Origin of the sequence: Streptomyces sp. NPDC058741 (assembly GCF_042746715.1) — a bacterium.
Taxonomy (GTDB): Bacteria; Actinomycetota; Actinomycetes; order Streptomycetales; family Streptomycetaceae; genus Streptomyces.
In genome coordinates, this window is the sequence record NZ_JBHYQH010000043.1 from 9,378 (window position 1) to 29,061 (window position 19,684).

The following is a 19,684-nucleotide window of genomic DNA, read 5'->3' on the forward strand; positions in this document are numbered from 1 at the left end:
CCCGCGGTAAGGCGAAGGGCTTGGCCCGCGGTAAGGCGAAGGGCTTGGCCCGCGGTAAGGCGAAGGGCTTGGCCCGCGGTAAGGCGAAGGGCTTGCCCCGCGGGTAAGGCGAACAGCTTGCCCCACGGGTGTGGAGAAGGATCGCCCCACGGTCAACGCGAAGGGCCCCGGAATGCGCGCATGCGCATTCCGGGGCCCTTCGCCCGGCGTCGCTCAGAGGGAGGCCGTGTGCACGCCCGCGTGCCCGCTCGCAGCGGCGTCCTCCGGCGACAGCGTGGCCTGCAGGCCGGCGCGGACCTCGCTGGTCACCGGGCCGGTCAGACCGGCCGACAGGCCGCCCACGAGGCTCGCGGAGGCGTCGACGCCCGCGGTGCCGCCGGCGACGAGCTCCAGGTCGCCGTCGGACAGCTCGGCGGTGTCGACCTGAGGAGTGAGGTTCATGGGGGTGTTTTCCCTTCGCGTGAATGTCTCGCACATGACGGTGAGCGCGGGCTGCGCCGGAATCCGGGGACCGGGATTCCGGCCCGGCTGCTCCGCCGTGCGCAGGATCAAAGCACTCCCCGGAGAAGAGGGCCAATCTCCCGCCGAGCGCGCCCGGCGCATGTCCCGGGCCGTCTTCACCTGTATGACCGCGGAGTCACCGGACAGCCCCATTCCTTCACACGGACCGCCGCCCCGGCGCCCCGGAAAGGGTTGCGCCGCGCGGCGCGAAGCGGGCACTTCGGTGCCAAGTTCCCCCTCCGCGGCGGCGGAACCGGCCGCGCACCGGGAGGTGTGCCGCCGCCCGGCGCGCGGTGTGCAGATGTGCGGGAGGTTCCGGCCCGGCTCCCCTCAGGCCGCCGCGGCCGGCTGCAGCAGCCGGGCCAGCAGATCGTCCAGGGTCACCAGGCCGGTCAGCCGCCCGGAGGCGTCACGCATCACGGCCAGGGAGGACCGGCGGCGGCGCAGCACCTCGATCGCGTCGGCGACCGTGGCGGCCTCGGTCAGCTCCGGCACCGGCCGCGCCAGCTCCCGCGCGGTGGTCGCACGCCCCCGGGCCCGGGCGACCAGGGCGTCGCGGGCGTGGACCGAGCCGAGTACGGCACCGTCCTCCCGGACGAGCAGCCGGGTGCGGTCCTGGGCCGCGGCCGTCCGCAGCAGGGCGTCGACGTCCGCGGCGCCCTCGACCCAGGTGATCTCGGCGGCGGGGATCCGCAGCGCGGCCACCGGCGTCTCCGGCTCGGTCAGCGAACGGGTCAGCAGCTCCGAGTCGGTCGCGCTGATCAGCCCCAGCCGCTCGGACTCCTCCACCAGGTGTGTCAGCTGCTCCCGGTCGTGCACCGGGGCCAGCTCGTCGCGCGGCACCACCCGGCACAGCCGCACCAGCGCGTTGCTCATCCGGTTGAGCAGCCGGATCAGCGGGCGCACGGTGCGCACCACCGCCCGGAAGGGCGGGGAGAGCAGCATCGCCGAACGCTCGGGGTGTGCGATCGCCCAGGACTTGGGCGCCATTTCGCCCACCACCATGTGCAGGAACACCACCGCGACCATGGCGACGGCGAACGCCACGCCGTAGCTCACGGCACTGGGCAGGCCCAGCCGGTGCAGCACCGGGTCGAGCTCGTGGGAGATGGCCGGCTTGGACACCGAGCCCAGGCCCAGCGTGCACACCGTGATGCCGAGCTGGGCGCCGGCCAGCATCAGGGACAGCTCGCGCATGCCGGCCAGGGCCGCCCCGGCGCCGCGCCGCCCTTCGGCGGCCGCCTTCTCCATGCGGTGCCGCTTGGCGGCGACCAGGGCGAACTCGGCCGCCACGAAGAAGCCGCTGCCGATCAGCAGCAGCACGGTCACGAAGACCGCCGTCGGGAAACTCACGCCATCTCCTCCGCTTCCTCGGCTGCCGCGCTGTCCACGAGCGTGCTGATCCGCACGCGGTCGGCGACGTGCCGGTCCAGCGTGCGCACGTCGATCACCGCGCGGCCCGAGCCGTCCAGCTCGACCATGACCCGGTCGCCGACCGTCGGGAAGCGGCCGAGCCGGTCCACGACCAGGCCGGCCACGGTGTCGTAGCCGTCGTCCTCCGGCAGCCGGAGACCGGTGGCCTCGGCCACCTCGTCCACCCGGCGGCCGGCGTCCACCAGCCAGCCGTCGCCGTCCGCGACGGCGAGCAGCGTGACCCGGTCGGACTCGTCGGCGATGTCACCGACCAGTTCCTCGGCGATGTCCTCGTAGGTGACGATGCCGGCCACGCCGCCGTGCTCGTCGAGGACGACCGCGAACTCGTCGTCGTGCTCCCGCATCCGCGCCACCGCGTCGGGCAGTGCGAGCGTGTCCGGCAGCAGCAGGGGCCGCCGGGCCACCTCGCCGGCGCGTGCCCCGGCCAGGCGGCCGGCGGGCAGCGCCATCAGTTCGCGCACGCCCAGCACTCCCGCGATGTCGTCCGGGTGGTCGCCGAGGACCGGGTAGTTGGAGTGGCCGTACCGGGCGATCAGGCCGACCGCCTCCTCGGCGGCGGCGTCCCGGCGGACGAACACGGCGTCGGCACGGGGCACCATCACCTCGTCCAGCGAGCGCTCGGAGAACTCCAGCGCGTGGTCCAGCAGCGCGGCGGTGTCCCCGGTCAGCGCGCCCCGCTCGTGGGACTCGCCGATCAGATGGCCCAGCTCCTCCAGCGTCGCGCCGTGGTGCAGCTCCTCGACCGGCTCGATGCCGACCTTGCGCAGCAGCCTGTTCGCCGCGCCGTCGAAGACGCGCACGACCGGGCCGACGACCTTCAGATACGCCAGCGTGGACGGGGCCAGCGCCTTCGCCAGCCGCTCCGGCACGGCGATGGCGAGGTTCTTCGGGGCCAGCTCGCCCAGCACCATCTGCACGACCGTGGCCAGCACGAACGCCAGCACCACGGAGGTGCCGCTCACGGCGGCGTCCGGCAGGCCCAGTCCCGACAGGGCGGGCCGCAGCAGCGCGGACACCGAGGGCTCGGCGATGAAGCCGACGACCAGCCCGGTGACGGTGATGCCGAGCTGCGCGCCCGACAGCATGAACGACAGCCGCTCCAGCACCCGCAGCGCGCGGGCGGCCCGGCGGTCCCCGGCCTCGGCGTCCCGCGCGAGGGCGAGCCGGTCGGCGGAGACGTAGGCGAACTCCTGGGCGACGAAGTAGCCGGTGCCGGCGGTCAGCACGAACACGGCGAGCAGGCCCGACAGGGCCTGGACGGCACTCATCGAACACCACCCCGCCCTGTGCCGCGATCAGTGAACTCGTGGCGGGGTGGTCCGGGACTGTGCCCCGGAGGGTCCGTCGGTCTGGCGGACAAGAAGGCGCTCCTCACGTGTCGGTTCTCATCCGGACAACGTTCACCGTCGCGCCGGTGTTCCCGGATTCTACGGCCGTGTAGAGAAAGCCGCGCGGCCGGGCGCACGCGCGTGCCCGGCCGCCTCCGGCAGGTCGTTGTCCGGTGCAATGAGGTCGCTGAGCGTGTCGCAGTTGGGCTGAACGGGTGACTCTGCGCAAGAATTGCCCGATGCAGACAGCCAGTGCGAGCCAGGACGGAGCATGCCGGTGAACAGTCACGATGTCACCGACGAACAGTGGGAGGGGCTCGCCCAGGTCGTGCCGCTGCGGGGCCGGGACGCCTGGCCGTCCTCCGTGGACCACCGTTCCCGGCCCGAGGCCCGGACGGAGACGCGGCGGCGCTTCGTGGTGCTGCGGGTGAACGTCTTCGCCGACGCGCGTGACGTGGCCGAGACGCTGATGGCGGGCGTGCCCGTGCTGCTCGACCTGACGAGCGCGGAGGCGGAGGTCGCCAGGCGCGTGCTCGACTTCAGTACCGGGGTCGTCTTCGGCCTGGCCAGCGGGATGCACCGGGTCGACCGGAACGTGTTCCTGCTGACGCCGGCCGGGACCGAGGTGACGGGCCTGATGGAGGGCGTGGGGCTCCCGGGAGCCTGACGCGTGCCCATCGGGGGCCTGACGCGGCCCACCGGGAACCTGACACGGGCCCGCCGGAGATCCCCAGTGCCGGGAAGGTCGGGAAAGTCGGGAAGGCCGGAAAGGTCGGGGAGAACGGCCCGCCGGATCGCCCGATCGTAGGAAGCTCCCGCAGGCGGAACGGTTCGTCCCCTTGCCGGAGCCCTACCGTCCGGACATGACCCAGCTCCCCGCACCCGCCCCCCTCGCACCGGCCGCCCTGCCCGTCCGCCCCGACCGCCCGCACCTCACCGAACTGCGCCTGTCCGCCTTCACCACCCACCGCCGCACCGCGCTCCCGCTCGGCCCCCTCACCCTCCTCGCCGGCCCGAGCGGCTCCGGCAAGACCGGCGCGCTGCGCGCGTACGAGGCGCTCGCCCGGCTCGGCGGCGGCGCCGCGCTCGGCGAGGCGTTCCCGGACCCCGCCGGCTGCGTCCCGGAGGAGGCCCGGCCCGATGCGCAGGGCCGCCGGGGCTTTCGCATCGGCTGTACGTCCGACGGCCCGGCGGGCCCGGTCCGGCTCGACGTCGCCGTGCAGGCCGAACCCGAACTCCGCGTCGCCGGCGAGCGGTTGACGGCCGACGGACTCGTCCTGCTGCAGACCGCCCTGAGCGACCCCGGCAAGCGCGCCGTCCAGGCCGCCTGGCACACGTCCGGGCCGACCCCGGTCCCCCACGGCCCGCTGCCCGACGACCGGCTCGGCACCGCCCTGCTGCCGCTGCGCGTCGCCGGCCGGACGCCCGGGCAGCGCAGGGTGCTGGCCGCCGCCGAGCAGACGGTCGTCGCCCTGCGCTCCGTCTTCGCCTGCGACCCGGAACCGGCCCGGATGCGCGAACCCGTCCCCGCCGGCTCCGGCCGTCTGCTCGGCGACTGCGCCAACCTCGCCGACGTGCTGTGGCGCACCCGCTCCGAGTGCGCGCGGCGGCACGCGCAGTTGGTGGCCGCGGTACGGGCGGGCTGCGCGGGGCCGGTGGCGGACGTGCTCGCCCTGCCCGGCGCCGGCCACACGGTCGGCGCGGCCCTGGACCGGGGCGACGGCGTCCGCACGCGGGTGGGACGGCTCGGCGACGGCGAACTGCGCTACCTCGCCCTCGCCCTGGTCCTGCTCACGGGCCCCGGCGTCCTGGAGGTCGACCCGGCCGGCGAGGTGCCCCCCGCCCTGCAGACGCTCACCGTCCTCGCCGACGGCTTCGACCGCGGTCTGGACCCGGGACAGCGCCGCGAGCTCCTCGGCCTCGCGGCGCGGATGTGCGAGCGGGGCCACCTCCGGCTGGTGGGGGCGGTCAGCGACGCCTCGTGGGCCACTGGGACCGACGGCGTCACGGTGGTACACCTGGACCGTGACTGACCCCCTGGACGCACCGCAGCCCGGCCCCCGCGACGCACCCCTGGACGTGGCGGGGCTGCAGCGCCGGCTGGCCGAGTTCGCGGCCGCGCGCGACTGGCAGCCGTACCACACCCCCAAGAACCTGGTCGCCGCACTCAGCGTGGAGGCGTCCGAACTGGTCGAGATCTTCCAGTGGCTGACGCCCGAGGAGTCGTCCCGGGTGATGGCGGACGAGGACACCGCGCACCGCGTCACCGACGAGATCGCCGACGTGCTCGCGTACCTCCTCCAGCTGTGCGAGGTGCTCGGCATCGACCCGCTGGCGGCGCTGGCGGCGAAAATCGACCGGAACGAACGGAGGTTCCCGATCCGGTAGCCCGGCCCAGCGCTGCCATGGAAGACCAGAGTCCCCTTGTACTCTGCGTAATCGAAAACTGGCCCTTATCCCAATCGTTGTCCGCTCATTTCCGCCTTCCTCTGGCTTTTGGTCTCACACTCCTTCACTCTGGGTAGTGAACAAGGGAGTTCGGGCGACGGACGCGCGGAGCGCGTCGGACAGACGGGGGCAGCGCATGGACGCGGTGCGGCTCATCGTGACGAGCAGGCGGTCCCTGGCAGCGGGTGGCGAGACGCGGCAGCTCATGGCCGAGGTGTGGCAGGCGCAGGCCTTGGCGCAGGCCATAGGCAGCCGCCTCGCCATCGCCGGACCACCCGAACTACGCGGTGAGGCAATGGGGTTGACGGAGCTGGCGGGCCGTGGCTGCGGCGTCCTCGACCCGCCCGAGCTGGCCCCCGGTGAGCTGCGCGCGGGCCAGCTCACGGAGCTGGGCGACGCCCGCCACACGCTCCTCTACCTCGGCGGCCTCCTCGGCGAGGTCGGCATCGCCCTCGTGGGCCTGGCCTGCGCCGCGGACGGCGAGGGCACGTACTGGCAGTGCATGGAGGCCATCGACGCGGCCGACGAGTCCCGCGACCGCGTCCTGGAGATGCTCCGCAGACTCGCGGACCGTGAGCAGGCGTTACCGGAGCGGGAGGCGGGCTGAGCGGCACCCCGCTCTGCGGAGGCCGCACGGCTGCGGGGCGAGGAAGCGCGCGGGCGCCCGTCCGGTGATCCGTCGTGCGGCGCCGGGCGGCGCCTACGCTGCCGGCGTGCACGGAAAGAGTTCCTACGTCTGCCTGCCCTGCCGGGCCTCTACAAGCAGTCCTACGACGAGGGCAGGCGGCGGGTCTGCCCCCGCTGCGCCCGGCCGCTGGTCCACGTGGGCTCCGCCTTCGCCGTACCCCCCCGCCGGGACACCGCCGCCTGGCGGACGCTGTCCGTGCTGCTGCACGCCGGCGTCCGTTTCCACAGGAGCTGCTGCTGCGGGCCCGGCTACCGGCCCCGCACCCTGCGGGAGGTCCGCGAGCGGATGACCTACGCCCGGCGCAGCGGCGAACCCCTCGCCCGGTCACTCGTGCGGTACGACATCCCGTGACACCGGCGCGGACTTGGGTGCCGACGCGCACGCCGGTCCTGGGGTTCAGGCCGGATCAAGGGGGAGGTCCGATGGGGGCGTCTCCCGCGACAGATCCGCGCTCAACGCCGCCATCAGCTCCCCCATCTGCTGCAACAGCCCTTTCGGCTTCCCGGTCCCACCCTGCCGCGGCACGCTCTCTTTCGACGTGAAGCCCTCCTCGCCCCTGGGGCCCCCGGGCCCCCGGGGGGAGGCCGACGCGGGTGAGGCGGGTGACGCCCCGGCGGTCAGCGGCCGGTGCGGGTGCCGGGGGCTCCGGCTCCGCCCCGGCCAAACGATCATGGACGGGGCCGGTCACCGGGCCCGTCACGGGGCATTCGCGCTATGGACGAATCTTCCCCGACCGGGGACGGGCGGGCCGGGAGACCGGCTGCTCGGCCCCGGGACCCGGCGTGCAGGATGGAAACATGGATCTCCGCGTCTTCACCGAGCCCCAGCAGGGGGCGACCTACGACACTCTCCTCACCGTCGCCAAGGCCACCGAGGACCTCGGCTTCGACGCCTTCTTCCGCTCCGACCACTACCTCCGCATGGGCTCCGCGGACGGCCTGCCCGGCCCCACCGACGCCTGGATCACCCTGGCCGGACTCGCCCGCGAGACCAAGCGCATCCGCCTCGGCACCCTGATGACCGCCGGCACCTTCCGGCTGCCCGGCGTGCTCGCCATCCAGGTCGCACAGGTCGACCAGATGTCCGGCGGCCGTATCGAGCTGGGCCTCGGCGCCGGCTGGTTCGAGGAGGAGCACAAGGCCTACGGCATCCCCTTCCCCAGGGAGAGGTTCGCCCGCCTCGAGGAGCAGCTGGAGATCGTCACCGGCCTGTGGTCGACGGCCCCCGGCAAGACCTTCGACTTCCACGGCACCTACTACGACCTCACCGACTCGCCCGCGCTGCCCAAGCCGGCGCAGGAGAGGATCCCGGTGCTCGTCGGCGGTCACGGCCCGACCCGCACCCCGCGGCTGGCCGCCAGGTACGCCGACGAGTTCAACATGCCGTTCGCCTCCGTCGAGGACAGCGAGCGCCAGTTCGCCCGCGTGCGCGCGGCCGCCGAGGAGGCCGGCCGCAAGGGCGACGACCTGACCTACTCCAACGCCCTCGTCGTCTGCGTCGGCCGGGACGACCGGGAGGTCGCGCGCCGGGCCGCCGCGATCGGCCGCGAGGTCGACGAGCTGAAGCTGAACGGCCTGGCCGGCTCCCCGTCCGAGGTCGTCGACAAGATCGGCCGCTACGCCGGAATCGGCTCCCGCCGCGTCTACCTCCAGGTCCTCGACCTGAACGACCTGGACCACCTGGAGCTGATCTCCTCGCAGGTGCGGTCGCAGCTGTCGTAACGGCCCCCGTCCACCCGCCCTCGATAAACGAAGGCGCTGGTGGGCACAGGTGTGCGAAGCTGTGGGCGTCGTCAGCCGAGCCCCCGGGATCACCGGTCCCGGGGGCTTTCGCGCGCACGGCACCGCAGTCGTCCACCCAGCCGGAGAGGCCCTCCGCATGTTCCTGACCATCAGCACCACCGGCACCCCGGAGCACCCCGCCACCGACCTCGGCTACCTGCTGCACAAGCATCCCGACAAGGCGCAGGCGTTCTCCACCTCCTCCGGGACGGCCCACGTCCTCTACCCCGAGGCGGACGTCCGGCGCTGCACCGCGGCCCTGATGCTGGAGGTGGACGCGGTGACACTGGTCAGGAAGAGCAAGGGCAAGGGCCGGGGCGCCCCGGACGCGGCCCTCGCCCAGTACGTCAACGACCGCCCCTACGCGGCCTCCTCACTACTCGCCGTGGCGCTGAGCAGCGTATTCTCCAGCGCGATGAAGGGCGTCTGCCACGCCCGTCCGGAACTGCCCGGGCAGGCCAGGCCCCTGCGGGTCGAGGTGCCCGCGCTGCCCGCCCGCGGCGGACCGGACCTGGTACGCCGGCTGTTCGAGCCGCTCGGCTGGGAGGTGACCGCCGATCCCGTACCGCTGGACACCGAGTTCCCCGAGTGGGGCGCCTCGCGATACGCGCGACTCGCCCTGGACTCCACCGCGCTGACCCTCGCCGAGGCCCTGCGCCACCTCTACGTCCTGTTCCCCGTCCTGGACGACGCCAAGCACTACTGGGTCGCCCCCGACGAGATCGACAAACTGCTGCGGGCCGGCGAGGGCTGGCTACCCGGCCACCCTGAGCAGAGGCTGATCACCCACCGCTACCTGTCCCGCCGCCGGTCGCTGACCCGGCAGGCGACCGAGCGGCTGGAGCTGGTGCGGCTCGCGGAGGCCGACGACAGCGAGGTCGAGGCGATCGACAACGCGGTCGAGGCGATCGACGGCGAGGCCGAGGCGATCGACAACGCGGTCGAGGCGGAGACCGGGACCGAGGACAAGCCGGCCCCGCTGGCCGTGCAGCGCCGGGACGCGATCCTCGCGGCCCTCAAGCGGTCCGGAGCCGCCCGGGTCCTCGACCTCGGCTGCGGGCAGGGCCAGTTGGTGCAGGCGCTGCTCAAGGACCCGGCGTTCACCGAGATCGTCGGTGTCGACGTCTCGATGCGCGCCCTCACCATCGCCTCCCGCAGGCTGAAGCTGGACCGCATGGGCGAGCGGCAGGCCTCCCGCGTCACGCTCCTGCAGGGCTCGCTCGCCTACACCGACCGCCGCCTCAAGGGCTACGACGCCGCCGTGCTGAGCGAGGTCGTCGAGCACCTCGACCTGCCCCGGCTGCCGGCCCTGGAGTACGCCGTGTTCGGCTCGGCCCGTCCGCGCACGGTCCTCGTCACCACCCCGAACGTCGAGTACAACGTGCGCTGGGAGTCCCTTCCGGCCGGCCACGTCCGGCACGGCGACCACCGCTTCGAGTGGACCCGCGCGGAGTTCCGCACCTGGGCCGGGGCGGTGGCCGAACGGCACGGCTACACGGTCGCGTTCGAACCCGTCGGACCCGACGACCCCGAGGTGGGGCCGCCCACCCAGATGGCCGTGTTCACACTGACCAGCCCGAAGGAGGCGAAGGCGGCATGACCGACGTACGCGAGGGGCGCGTGCTGCCCGTCACCGACCTGTCCCTGGTGGTGCTCATCGGCGCCTCCGGCTCCGGCAAGTCCACGTTCGCGCGCAGGCACTTCAAGCCCACCGAGGTGATCTCCTCGGACTTCTGCCGCGGCCTGGTCTCGGACGACGAGAACGACCAGAGCGCGACCGGGGACGCCTTCGACGTCCTGCACTACATCGCCGGCAAGCGCCTGGCCGCCGGCCGCCGCACGGTCGTGGACGCCACCAGCGTCCAGTCCGACGCCCGTCGGCAGCTGATCGACCTGGCCCGCAAGCACGACGTGCTGCCGATCGCCATCGTGCTCGACGTGCCCGAGGAGGTGTGCGCCGAGCGCAACGCGGCCCGCACCGACCGCGCCGACATGCCCCACCGGGTCATCCGGCGCCACACCCGCGAGCTGCGCCGCTCCCTGCGGCACCTGGAGCGCGAGGGCTTCCGCAAGGTGCACGTGCTGCGCGGCGTCGAGGAGGCCGAGCACGCCACGGTCGTCACCGAGAAGCGCTTCAACGACCTGACCCACCTCACCGGGCCGTTCGACATCATCGGCGACATCCACGGCTGCGCCGCCGAACTGGAGTCGCTGCTCGGCAAGCTGGGCTACGTCGACGGCGTCCACCCCGAGGGCCGTACGGCCGTCTTCGTCGGCGACCTGGTCGACCGCGGCCCCGACAGCCCCGGCGTGCTGCGCCGCGTGATGGCGATGGTCAAGTCCGGCGACGCCCTGTGCGTGCCCGGCAACCACGAGAACAAGTACGGCCGTTACCTGCGGGGCCGCAGGGTCCAGCACACCCACGGCCTCGCCGAGACCATCGAGCAGATGGCTCGCGAGAGCGAGGAGTTCGCCGTCGAGGTACGGGAGTTCCTCGACGGCCTCGTCAGCCACTACGTCCTGGACGGCGGCCGGCTGGTCGTCTGCCACGCCGGGCTGCCCGAGAAGTACCACGGCCGCACCTCCGGCCGGGTCCGCAGCCACGCCCTGTACGGCGACACCACCGGGGAGACCGACGAGTTCGGCCTGCCCGTGCGCTACCCGTGGGCGGAGGAGTACCGCGGCCGGGCGGCGGTGGTCTACGGCCACACCCCGGTCCCGGAGGCCACCTGGCTCAACAACACCATCTGCCTGGACACCGGCGCGGTCTTCGGAGGCAAGCTCACCGCGCTGCGCTGGCCGGAGCGCGAGCTGGTCGACGTACCGGCCGAGCGGGTCTGGTACGAGCCGCTGAAGCCGCTGCGCACCGAGGCGCCCGGGGGGCACGACGGGCGACCGCTGGACCTGGCGGACGTCCGGGGCCGCCGGGTCGTGGAGACCCGCCACCAGGGCCGGATCGCGGTCCGCGAGGAGAACGCGGCGGCGGCCCTGGAGATCATGAGCCGCTTCGCGGTGGACCCGCCGCTGCTGCCGTACCTCCCGCCGACCATGGCCCCGACGGCGACGAGTCACCTCGACGGTTACCTGGAGCACCCCGTCGAGGCCTTCGCCGAGTACGAGCGGGACGGCGTCGCCCGGGTCGTGTGCGAGGAGAAGCACATGGGCTCGCGGGCGGTGGCCCTGGTGTGCCGCGACGCGGAGACGGCGCGCAGGCGCTTCGGCGTCGACGGTTCCAGCGGGTCCCTCTGCACCCGCACCGGCCGCCCGTTCTTCGACGACGCGGCACTCACCGAGGAGATCCTCGGCCGGATCCGCGCGGCGATCGGCGACGCCGGCCTCTGGGAGGGACTGGAGACGGACTGGCTGCTGCTCGACGCCGAGCTGATGCCCTGGTCGCTGAAGGCGTCCGGGCTGCTGCGCTCGCAGTACGCCGCCGTGGGCGCCGCCTCGGGCGCGGCGCTGCCCGAGGCGCTGGCCGCGCTGCGGGGCGCTGCCGAGCGCGGCGTGGAGGTGTCCGGCCTGCTGGCCCGCACCGGCGAACGGGCGGCCGACGCCGCCGCGTTCACCCGGGCGTACCGCCGCTACTGCTGGACCACCGACGGCCTGGACGGCGTCCGCCTGGCGCCGTTCCAGATCCTCGCGGTCCAGGGGCGCAGCCTCGCCGCGCTGCCGCACGACGAGCAGCTGGCCCTGCTCGACCGGCTCGTCGAGCACGACGGCAGCGGCCTGCTGCAGACCACCCGCCGCCTCTACGTCGACACCGCCGACCCGGGGTCGGTCCGGGCCGGCGTCGACTGGTGGCTGGAGATGACCGGCCGCGGCGGCGAGGGCATGGTCGTCAAGCCGGTCGGCGCCCTCGTCCGCGACGGCCAGGGCCGCCTGGTCCAGCCCGGCATCAAGTGCCGGGGCCGCGAGTACCTGCGGATCATCTACGGCCCGGAGTACACCCGCCCCGAGAACCTGGCCCGCCTGCGCTCCCGGTTCCTCAACCACAAGCGGTCCCTGGCGATCCGCGAGTACGCGCTCGGTCTGGAGGCCCTGGACCGCCTGGCGGAGGGCGAGCCGCTGTGGCGGGTGCACGAGGCGGTGTTCGCGGTGCTGGCGCTGGAGTCGGAGCCGGTGGACCCGCGGCTGTGACCCCGGCTCCAGGCCTCCGGCCGGCCCTCGCCGACGCGGCGTGACGCCGGCCGGAGGTCCCGGCGCGGATCCTCAGCAGTCCCTGGTTAACCAGGGGTTGCCGTGCTAACTTCGCTGGTCGGTCAGGCAGGTGAACCGACTCGGGGGGACAGTCGGTGCAGACAGGTACGGCGCCCGGCGGGTCCGGGCAACAGCCGGAGTTGGAGCTGCTGTTACGGCTCACGGACGTCCTGTGCGAGCTGGGCTGTGTCGAGGACGCGCCGAGCCGGGTGCAGTTCGCCGCTCTCCTGGCCGGCCAGCTCCGCCGGCAGGTGGACATCCGCGGTGTGAGGCTCCGCGAGGACGTGGTGAGTCTGGTGACCGCCGCGCTGAGCGTGTCGGGCGGGGAGCACGTACTGGTCGGGGTGGTCCGCATCCTCGAAGGCGCCCCGGCCGGCGACGAGCTCGCACGGCTCATCGCCCCCGCCCCCGCCCTCGCCGGGCCGCTGTCCAAGGAGGACGAGAAGAGCGCCCGCGTCGCGCTGAGCCGCGGGGATCTGCCCGCGGCGCGGTTACGGGACGGGCTGGCGGAGGAACTCGTCGGCCTCGACCTCCCCGACGGGCTCACCCCCGAACAGCTCTTCACCCACCTGCTCGAATGGAACGCGCAGGACGACGGCCTGCCCCCCGTCGTCCTCCTCCTCGACCACGCGGCCCGTCTCGCCCGGACCGCCGAGCACCGCCTCGCGCTGACCGCGTGGACCGACGACTGGGCCGGGCGCGCGGGACTGAGCGCGCAGCTGGCGGCCCGCCGGGACAGGCGCGCCGCGGTGGTGTGGTCGCCCGACATCCCCCGCACCCTCGTTGTCGCCGTGGAGCCGGCCCGGGACGGCAGCACGGACGTGGCCGTGCGGACCTGGACGAACGCGACGCCGGGCCGCTGGGACCCGCGCCCGGGCGAGCCGGCCACGATCCCCCTCGACGAGCTCGGCCGAGCGGTCGACCGAGCGCTCCGGCACGGCACCCAGCTCTGGCTGGTGCCCCGCGAACCGGACTCGAGCGGGCTTCAGGAACCGCTTGCGTACATAGAGTTCGTCCTTCCGTACGATCTGCTCAACCACGATGTGGCGGGGTTGACGTTCGCGGTGGGCGACGCCGAACCCACTCCGCTCGGTCTGCGGTACGGGGTGCACCTACGCAGTCTGGAACGCATGCGTACGGACAACGCCGTGGTCCGGCAGCAGTGGCAGCGCCGCTGGGCGGCGCTCAGGCGGCACGGGATCACCGTGCACGCCTGGAGGGAGGCGGACGCCCGGCGACTGCGCGCGTGGCAGATCGCTCTCGCCGGGGAATCAAAGAGGACGGCAGTGCTGTTGGACGCGCCGACCGGCGCGCCGGCCCTGGAGGCGCTCAAAGCGGCGATCGCGGAGGGGATAGGGCTGGCCGTCTGGGACCGCAGAGGCGTGTTCGTGGAGGAGAGGCGCGAAGTGGTGACCGCGGTCTTCGCGGCCGTCGCGCTGCCGGTGCAGTTGCCCGCCGTGATGCACCGCATGCGGCTGAACGCCGAGAGCGGCACGGAGGACGCAGTCCAGTATCTCGCCCGGAATGTCGGCTTCATGTGGGACGACCCCACACGAGTCGTCGACTTCCAGGCCACCGACCCCGACGATCTGGCCAGCTGAACCAGGAGGCTCCGGCATGAGCGCACAGGAACCGACGGCCGCGGACGGCTGGCGTGTCTTCCACGCCACCGGGCACCCGCGGGACACCCCGCCCGTGCTGCCGGACCCGCCGCCCTGGCGCAGGTTCCGCGGCGACCCGGTCGAGGCCCCGCCCCCGGACGACGCCGAGGCCGCGCTGCGCCGCCTGGGCCCGGGCGGCCTGACACCCCAGCTCGACCAGGAGCAGATCGAGACGGTCAACGCCGCGCTGCTGCTGCGCCGCCCGCTGCTGGTCACCGGCCCGCCCGGCGTCGGCAAGTCGACGCTCGCCTACCTGATCTCGCGTGAGCTGGGGCTCGGCCGGGTGCTCGAATGGAACATCGTGAGCCGTACCAGCCTGCGCGACGGCCTGTACGTGCACGACGCCATGGGCCGCGCCCAGGCCATCGCCGCCTGGCAGGCGGGGCTGCGCGACACGGCGCGGACGGAGCCGGTGTTCGAAGGCGACATCGAACAGGACGTCAACTCCTCGCCCGCCTCCAATCATCGTCAACTTGCGCCGGTAATAGGCGAGTTCATTACACTGGGGCCGCTGGGTACCGCCCTGCTGCCCTACGAACGGCCCCGGGTGCTTCTCGTCGACGAACTCGACAAGAGCGACATCGACCTGCCGAACGACCTGCTGCACGTTCTGGAGAATGGAAGTTATGAGGTTCCCGAGCTGGTGCGCGACGCCGCTGACGCGGCGAGCGTGCACACCAGCGATCCGGGGGGCCGGGCGGTGGTGCGTGACGGACGCGTCGAGTGCCGGGAGTTCCCGGTCGTGGTGATCACCAGCAACGGGGAGCGGGAGTTTCCCGCCGCCTTCCGCCGCCGCTGCCTGCCGATGGAGATGCGCACCCCCACCCGGGAGCAACTACTGGCCATGGTGGAAGGACACCTGGGGCTGCGGCCGCGCGGCACCGAGGACCTCGTCGACCTGTTCGTCCAACGCGTCCAGGCGGGCGGCGTGCACTCCCTCGACCAGTTGCTCAACGCTGTCCAGATGACTACCGCGGGTGGTTTCCAGGCGGACGGTGACGGGCGTAAGCTCGTCGAACTGCTGCTCCGCGACCTCGCGAAGGGCCGCTGATGACCCGGGAGCGCGCATCCGGACCGGGCGGCGGGGATCCCGCATCGGGACCGCCGCCTCCTTCGGTGTACCCCGAGCCGCTCGCGTTCACGAGCGAGCGCGCAGACCGGGTCCCCGCCGCTCCCGAACCCTTCGTACCGCGCTGGCAGGAAGTCGCCGACGCCGTGTGGCTCGCCGCGCACCGGAGCCGGTGCACCGGCCCCGGCGGAGCAGCCGGTGGGACTCCCGCCGAGCAGGCCGTCCTCCCGCAGGACCCCGAGGCCCGCAGCCCGTCCCGCCCGGCGGGGACCGACGACGAACTCCCCGGCCGCCCCGAGGCCGACGACGACGTCCCCGCCCAGCCTCCGCCCGCGCACCGCACCCCCGCCGACCCGGACCCTCCCGGCGGCCGCACCGCCATCCCGGCCCGCGACCGCGTCTCACCCCACCCCGAAGGCCGCCTCACCCTGCGCTTCGGGCCGCCGCTGCTGCCCGGCCCCGAACCCGACCCGTCACGGCCCGGTCGCCTCACCGCGCTGCTCGCGCGCGCCCTGCACCAGCTGGCCCGCCGCATTCCGTCCCGCGACCGCCTGGAGCTGGACGAGGAGACCACGGCCGAACAAGGACTCGTCGACGGACTGTGGATGCCGTTCCTGCGTCCCTCCCGCATCTCCGCCTTCGAGCTGGTGCTGCTGCTCGACGACGGGCCCACCATGCGGATCTGGCAGGAGAGTGCCGCGCGCCTCGCCCGCGCCGCCGAGCACAGCGGTGCCTTCCGGAACGTGCGCACCCTCCGGGTGACCGTGCCGCGCACCGGTCCCGCCGCGTTGCGCTGGGCCACCGGACGGCCCGTCGCCGGCCCCGCCGAGCTGATCGACGGCCGGGGCAGCCGGATCTTCCTCGTGGTCTCCGACGGACTCGCCCACGGCTGGGCCGCCACCGCCGCCGACGACCTCCTCGGCCGCCTCGCCCACGCCGGCCCCACCGCCCTGGTCCACCTCCTGCCGCCGCACCTGCGCCACCGGTCCTCGCTCTACCCCTACCCGGCCGTCCTGGAGGCGGGGGGCTTCGGCGCCCCCAACGGCAGCCTCGGGCACTGGGCGCCGCCCGGCGGCCCCGACCCGATGCGTCCACTGCCCGAGGCGGGCGACGACTCCGTCGCCGTCCCGGTGCTCTCCCTCAAGCCCGCCTCCCTCGCCGCCTGGTGCGACCTGGTCACCGGTGGGCGGGGCGTGCGGCGCTCGCTGCCCGTGGTGCTGGCCGGTACCCTCAGCAAGGGTGCGCCCGCCCCCGGACTGCGCGCCCCGCGCCTGCCCCGGGCCGCCACCGCCGCCGTACGCCGCTTCTTCAGCCTCGCCACCCCCTCCGCCCGCCGGCTCGCCACCGAACTGGCCGCCGTCCCCTTCGACTTCGACCTCGTCGAGCAGCTGCGGCGACGCGTCATGCCGGAGGCCGGCCCCGACCACCTCGCCGAGATCCTCATGGGCGGGCTCATCGACTGGGACGGGGGAGGGGAAGGGCGTCCCGAGTTCGCCGAGGGCGTCAGAGAAGCCCTGCTCGCGACCACCACACGCAGTCAACTCGCGCGCACCGTCAGCCTGGTGGGTGAGCTGCCCGCCGCCGGGGAGCGGGGCGTGGCCCTGCGCGCCGCCCTGCACGACCCGCTGCGGACCAGGCTCCCCGACCCCGCGGAGCGTGGCTGGGCGCGCAGCGAACTGGCCGTGATGCGCGCGCTGTCGGGGCCCTACGCCGACCGGGCCAGGCGCATCGAACCGAACCTGTCCCGGAACGCTCCGGCCGACGCGGCCCAACACGTGGAGAACAGCCCGTCCGCCCAGCCACCCCCACAGGTGAATATCCCGGGCGAAACGACTCCATCCGGCTCAGTGGACAGTAACCCGGATGCGGCAGTTCCCGATCCGACAGAGGAAACCGCGCCGTCGGAGACGGCCGAGGCGCACCGACAACAGACCCCGGAGGCAGAGCCGCTCATGCAGCGCACCACGACCGCAACGCCGGCCCTACTGGTGAACGTGCCCATGCGCAACACATCGTTCGTCGGCCGCCAGGCGCTGCTGAGGGCCGTGGAGGAGCAGCTCGCCGCGCAGGACACCGCCGCGGTGCTGCCCAACGCCCTGCACGGGCTCGGTGGTGTGGGCAAGTCCCAGCTGGCGCTGGAGTACATCTACACGCACCAGCGCGACTACCGCATCATCTGCTGGATCCCCGCCGAGCGCGAGAGCCTCATCCTGGCCGCGCTCTCCTCCCTCGCCTCCCAGCTGGGCGTCGCACCGTCCGGCCAGGACGGTCTCGGCGCCGCCGCCGCCAACACCGCCGTGCCCGCCGTACTGGAGGCGCTGCGCACCGGGACGCCGTACGACAACTGGCTGCTGGTCTTCGACAACGCCGAGGACATCGAGGCGGTGCGCGGCTACTTCCCGCACAACGGGCCGGGCAAGGTCATCGTCACCTCCCGGAACCGGGGCTGGGAACGGGTGGCGACCTCCCTTCCGGTGAACGTCTTCGAGCGCGACGAGTCCATCGAGCTGCTGCAGAAGCGCGCCCGGGACCTGCCACGCGAGGACGCCGACCGGCTGGCCGAGGCGCTCGGCGACCTCCCGCTCGCCGTGGAGCAGGCGGGCGCCTGGCTCGGGGTCACCGGCATGGAGGTCGACGAGTACCTCGACCTGCTCGCCCAGCGCAGCCCGGAGATCCTGGAGATCGAGCAGAGCCCCGACTACCCGGTCTCCGTCGCCGCGGCCTGGGACATCTCGCTGGAGCGGATCCGGCAGAACAACCCGGGGGCCCGCCAACTGCTCGACATCTGCGCCAGCATGGCCCCCGAGCCGATCCCGAGGTCGATCCTGCGCAGCAGCCGGGGCGTCAACATCACCCCGCAGATCGACCCGATGCTGCGTGAGCCCATCCGACTGAACCGGGCGATCCGCGATCTCAGCCAGTTCTCCCTGATCAAGGTCGACCCGCGCGCGGGCACCCTGCAGATGCACCGCCTGCTCCAGACCGTGCTCCTCGCCAAGCTGAGCGAAGAGGAACGCGAGCGGATGCGGGACGCGGCCCACCAGCTGCTGTCCGCCGCCAACCGCGGTCCCTTCGGATCCTCCCAGGAGTGGCGCGACTACCAGGCGCTGCTGCCCCACGTCCTCGCGTCCCAGGCGGTCACCAGCACCGACCCCTATGTGCGCGACCTGGTCTACGACACCATGTGGTTCCTCTACTACTGGGGTGACCACGAGGGCGCCGCGTCCTTCGGGCGGCAGGCGTGGAGCGCCTGGCTCGCCGCCTCGGGCGAGGACGACATCTACGTCGTCCGGATGACCAAGGGCTTCGCTTTCCTCCTGCGTCAGGTCGGCCAGATCGCCGAGTCGATCCCGCTCACCGAGAAGGCGCTGGAAGTGTCGCGCCGGATGGAGGTGGAGCCCGAGGAGCTCATCGACTCCCTGTGCGAGATGTCCGACGCCCACCGCTACCAGGGCCGCTTCCGGGAGGCACGGGACCTGGGCAGGGAGGCCACCGAACTGGCCCGCTCGCTGTTCGGGCCCGACGATCCGGCCACGTTGCGGGCCAGCCACAGCTGGGGTGTCGACCTGAGACTGTGCGGCGACTTCACCGAAGCGCTGACGCTGGACCAGGAGACCGCCCGCCAGCGCGACCTGCTGCTCGGCGGCGCCAGCTTCTTCACGCTCAACACCCTGCACTGCGTCGGCATCGACATGCGCGAGGCGGGCCGTTACTCCGAGGCGCGCGAGTGGCAGGAGGACGTCTACCGCCAGGCGCTCAGCGCGCTGGGCGAGAAGCATCCCCTGACACTGAGGATCGCCCGTTCCCTCGGAGTCTGCCGCCGCCGGGACGGCGATCTCTCCGAGGGCGCCAAGCTCACCGAGGAGACCCTGCGCAACTTCAAGTCCCGCTACGGCGACGAGCACCTCGACTCGCTCACCACGGCGACCAACGCCAGCGTCGACCGGCGTCTGGCCGGGGACCTGGAGGGGTCGCTCCGGATCGCGGAGGCCACGGTGGCCAGGCTGGCGCGGCGCCTCGGCGAAGATCACGCGCACACCCTCGTGACCCTGGCCAGCGTGGCGGCCACCCAGCGGGCCATGGGCGCGCTGGACACCGCCGAGGAGCTGGAGGACGACGTGGTGCGCCGGCTGAGCGGCACGGTCGGGGAGCGTCACATCATCGCCCTCACCGTCGGCATCGGCCGGGCCAACACCGCTTACTCGCGGCTGGACTTCGAACGGGCGCACGCGATCGACTCCGCCAACCTGCCGCTGCTCGGCGAGGTGGCGGGCCAGGACCACCCCCTCACCCTGGCCTGCACGTCCAACCTCACCCTCGATCTGCGGGGCCTCGGACGCGCGGACGAGGCGGACGTCCTGCAGCGCAGGGCGGTGGAGGGCTTCGCGGCGGTGCTGCGCAGCGACCACACGTGGCTCCAGGCCGCTCGCCAGCGCCGCCGCATCGAGTGCGACGTCGTTCCCATGCCCATGTGATCCTCGGTGACGGATGACGGCCCGCCGTCCGGGAGCTCCCCGGCAGCGGGCCGCTTCCGTCCGGGAAGCTTCAACTCGTCGCTTGTGTGGGTAAGTTGATTC

Annotated in this window: 13 protein-coding genes and 1 pseudogene; 11 read left to right on the plus strand and 3 right to left on the minus strand. The window is 73.4% G+C overall.

What is annotated here, in order from left to right:
* Nucleotides 1-213: 213 nt before the first annotated feature.
* The 3 genes from ACFW6P_RS26690 to ACFW6P_RS26700 all read right to left on the minus strand — a co-directional run bounded on the left by ACFW6P_RS26690 (nt 214) and on the right by ACFW6P_RS26700 (nt 3,203).
* Entirely contained in the window at nt 214-441 is a 228-nt protein-coding gene (locus ACFW6P_RS26690) for a hypothetical protein (RefSeq protein WP_386347520.1), read from the minus strand.
* Nucleotides 442-831: 390 nt separating this feature from the next.
* Nucleotides 832-1,854: a hemolysin family protein gene (locus tag ACFW6P_RS26695; RefSeq protein ID WP_386347523.1), complete on the minus strand. Its 1,023-nt coding sequence runs from the start codon at nt 1,852-1,854 to the stop codon at nt 832-834.
* On the minus strand, nt 1,851-3,203 hold the full coding sequence (locus tag ACFW6P_RS26700; RefSeq protein ID WP_386425053.1) for a hemolysin family protein: 1,353 nt from the start codon (nt 3,201-3,203) through the stop codon (nt 1,851-1,853). The genes ACFW6P_RS26695 and ACFW6P_RS26700 overlap by 4 nt, the downstream gene beginning before the upstream one ends.
* A gap of 331 nt (nt 3,204-3,534) precedes the next feature.
* On the opposite strand from ACFW6P_RS26700, the gene ACFW6P_RS26705 reads away from it, so the two are divergent.
* The 11 genes and pseudogenes from ACFW6P_RS26705 to fxsT all read left to right on the plus strand — a co-directional run bounded on the left by ACFW6P_RS26705 (nt 3,535) and on the right by fxsT (nt 19,582).
* Nucleotides 3,535-3,930 (plus strand): cell division protein SepF, encoded by a 396-nt coding sequence (locus tag ACFW6P_RS26705; protein ID WP_386347529.1) that lies wholly within the window; start codon nt 3,535-3,537, stop codon nt 3,928-3,930.
* 196 nt (nt 3,931-4,126) lie between these two features.
* Entirely contained in the window at nt 4,127-5,296 is a 1,170-nt protein-coding gene (locus tag ACFW6P_RS26710; RefSeq protein ID WP_386425056.1) for an ATP-binding protein, read from the plus strand.
* Nucleotides 5,289-5,651 (plus strand): nucleotide pyrophosphohydrolase, encoded by a 363-nt coding sequence (locus tag ACFW6P_RS26715; protein WP_386347534.1) that lies wholly within the window; start codon nt 5,289-5,291, stop codon nt 5,649-5,651. The genes ACFW6P_RS26710 and ACFW6P_RS26715 overlap by 8 nt, the downstream gene beginning before the upstream one ends.
* A gap of 196 nt (nt 5,652-5,847) precedes the next feature.
* Entirely contained in the window at nt 5,848-6,318 is a 471-nt protein-coding gene (locus ACFW6P_RS26720; protein ID WP_386348082.1) for a DUF6099 family protein, read from the plus strand.
* Nucleotides 6,319-6,424: 106 nt separating this feature from the next.
* Nucleotides 6,425-6,750: pseudogene (locus ACFW6P_RS26725) on the plus strand (deoxyxylulose-5-phosphate synthase).
* Nucleotides 6,751-7,196: 446 nt separating this feature from the next.
* Nucleotides 7,197-8,120, plus strand: coding sequence for an LLM class F420-dependent oxidoreductase (locus tag ACFW6P_RS26730; RefSeq protein ID WP_386347537.1), 924 nt, complete (start codon nt 7,197-7,199; stop codon nt 8,118-8,120).
* A 157-nt stretch (nt 8,121-8,277) separates the two neighbouring features.
* On the plus strand, nt 8,278-9,780 hold the full coding sequence (locus ACFW6P_RS26735) for a 3' terminal RNA ribose 2'-O-methyltransferase Hen1 (RefSeq protein ID WP_386347540.1): 1,503 nt from the start codon (nt 8,278-8,280) through the stop codon (nt 9,778-9,780).
* Nucleotides 9,777-12,317: a polynucleotide kinase-phosphatase gene (locus tag ACFW6P_RS26740; protein ID WP_386347543.1), complete on the plus strand. Its 2,541-nt coding sequence runs from the start codon at nt 9,777-9,779 to the stop codon at nt 12,315-12,317. The genes ACFW6P_RS26735 and ACFW6P_RS26740 overlap by 4 nt, the downstream gene beginning before the upstream one ends.
* 155 nt (nt 12,318-12,472) lie before the next feature.
* Nucleotides 12,473-13,978 (plus strand): hypothetical protein, encoded by a 1,506-nt coding sequence (locus ACFW6P_RS26745; protein ID WP_386347546.1) that lies wholly within the window; start codon nt 12,473-12,475, stop codon nt 13,976-13,978.
* A gap of 16 nt (nt 13,979-13,994) precedes the next feature.
* Nucleotides 13,995-15,089 (plus strand): AAA family ATPase, encoded by a 1,095-nt coding sequence (locus ACFW6P_RS26750; RefSeq protein WP_386347549.1) that lies wholly within the window; start codon nt 13,995-13,997, stop codon nt 15,087-15,089.
* Nucleotides 15,089-19,582, plus strand: a complete 4,494-nt coding sequence (fxsT, locus tag ACFW6P_RS26755) for an FxSxx-COOH system tetratricopeptide repeat protein (RefSeq protein WP_386347552.1) — start codon at nt 15,089-15,091, stop codon at nt 19,580-19,582. The genes ACFW6P_RS26750 and fxsT overlap by 1 nt, the downstream gene beginning before the upstream one ends.
* The last annotated feature ends 102 nt before the right edge of the window (nt 19,583-19,684 follow it).

Bases quoted from the DNA above. Each gene is read 5' to 3' on its own strand.
- ACFW6P_RS26690 (WP_386347520.1), bottom strand. From the start codon at position 441: ATGAACCTCACTCCTCAGGTCGACACCGCCGAGCTGTCCGACGGCGAC.
- ACFW6P_RS26700 (WP_386425053.1), bottom strand. From the start codon at position 3,203: ATGAGTGCCGTCCAGGCCCTGTCGGGCCTGCTCGCCGTGTTCGTGCTG.
- ACFW6P_RS26705 (WP_386347529.1), top strand. From the start codon at position 3,535: ATGCCGGTGAACAGTCACGATGTCACCGACGAACAGTGGGAGGGGCTC.
- ACFW6P_RS26710 (WP_386425056.1), top strand. From the start codon at position 4,127: ATGACCCAGCTCCCCGCACCCGCCCCCCTCGCACCGGCCGCCCTGCCC.
- ACFW6P_RS26720 (WP_386348082.1), top strand. From the start codon at position 5,848: ATGGACGCGGTGCGGCTCATCGTGACGAGCAGGCGGTCCCTGGCAGCG.
- ACFW6P_RS26730 (WP_386347537.1), top strand. From the start codon at position 7,197: ATGGATCTCCGCGTCTTCACCGAGCCCCAGCAGGGGGCGACCTACGAC.
- ACFW6P_RS26735 (WP_386347540.1), top strand. From the start codon at position 8,278: ATGTTCCTGACCATCAGCACCACCGGCACCCCGGAGCACCCCGCCACC.
- ACFW6P_RS26740 (WP_386347543.1), top strand. From the start codon at position 9,777: ATGACCGACGTACGCGAGGGGCGCGTGCTGCCCGTCACCGACCTGTCC.
- ACFW6P_RS26750 (WP_386347549.1), top strand. From the start codon at position 13,995: ATGAGCGCACAGGAACCGACGGCCGCGGACGGCTGGCGTGTCTTCCAC.
- fxsT (WP_386347552.1), top strand. From the start codon at position 15,089: ATGACCCGGGAGCGCGCATCCGGACCGGGCGGCGGGGATCCCGCATCG.